Origin of the sequence: Bowdeniella nasicola (assembly GCF_001907295.1) — a bacterium.
GTDB lineage: Bacteria > Actinomycetota > Actinomycetes > Actinomycetales > Actinomycetaceae > Bowdeniella > Bowdeniella nasicola.
The window spans coordinates 1-1,128 of sequence record NZ_MQVR01000170.1 but is presented as its reverse complement, the minus strand read 5'-3'; the positions used below and the strand labels follow the sequence as shown (position 1 = coordinate 1,128).

The 1,128-nt window shown below is 64.2% G+C and carries 1 protein-coding gene and 1 pseudogene; one reads left to right on the top strand and one right to left on the bottom strand.

What is annotated here, in order from left to right:
- Window positions 1–115: 115 nt before the first annotated feature.
- Window positions 116–511, bottom strand: a complete 396-nt coding sequence (locus BSZ39_RS12865; RefSeq protein WP_073717683.1) for a hypothetical protein — start codon at window positions 509–511, stop codon at window positions 116–118.
- A 378-nt stretch (window positions 512–889) separates the two neighbouring features.
- Here BSZ39_RS12865 and BSZ39_RS14395 point away from each other — a divergent pair.
- A pseudogene (locus BSZ39_RS14395) lies at window positions 890–1,128 on the top strand (ISL3 family transposase); the annotation flags it as partial.

The following is a 1,128-nucleotide window of genomic DNA, read 5'->3' as shown; positions in this document are numbered from 1 at the left end:
TTCTGCTGGATGGTTGCTTTGACACCACCCATCGTGCAGTCAGGGGCCCGTTCCTTCATCCCCGGTCGGTGACTACAACGTCATGACCCACAACACCTAGGGCAGCTGACTTAGCCTAGCTCTCGGCCCGGCGACGGATCGCCATCGTGGCGCCCGCGGCACCCATGAGGGCCAGAATGTTCAGCATGGCCGGCGCTACGTCGCCACCCGTGATGGGCAGCTTCGGCGGCTTCGGCTCTTCCGGCTTCGGCTTCGGCTGCTCCGGCGTCGTCGGGCCACAGACCTCGACGGTCGCCGAATCGTCCTTGCCGATCACGCTCGCCTTGTTCGTGTACTTCATGCACATGTCGGCCTTGGCCGGCAGGTCGCGCGAGTACATGAAGGCGATAGCGCCATCGACGAGTTCGGCCTTGACGCCGTCAGCGGTTGTGACGGTGTCGACCTTGCCATCCTTGTCGAGTTCGACGGTGCCGAGTTCGACAGCGCCTTCCTCGTTGAAGTTGTCCCACACGACGACCTTCTGGTGCGCGATCGCGTCGGGTTTACCCGCGACGATGTCGACCGTGGCCTTGGCGTGCGAGTTCGGCGAGGGAACCTCGATGCCGTCTCTTCGGACCAGGTGAGTTCGACGTTCTTACCGAACTTGTCGGCGAACTCGGCGAAGGTGTCGGTCACCTTGATGGTCTTGTCGCACAACTGGTCACGCTGGATGCAAGACCCCAGCGCGGAGCGGTGCCATCGGATCGCGTCGATACCGGCGATGAACTGGGATTTCTGGCTCTTCAGAGTTGAGTGTGGGCGCGCCGATCGGGCAAGGGTGTTGGGGGTAGACGTCGAGGTCCCCGATGATGGGCGGACTTCTACCCCGCTGATCACAAGGACCTCGACAATGCCCCATCCTACGTGCCCCTGCACGGCCTCTCTGGACCGATGCAGCCGCTGTGATGTCCTCCTCGGCCTCCCCGGACTACACCTGACCGACGTCGATGCCACCGACGAGAGCGTGGTCCTCGACGTCGAGACCTGCGACCCGCTGACCGGTTGCCCCGGTTGCGGCGTCATCCCGACCGGCCACGGACGCATCACCGTGACCCTGATCGATGCTCCGTCCACCGGCCGCCCTGCCCG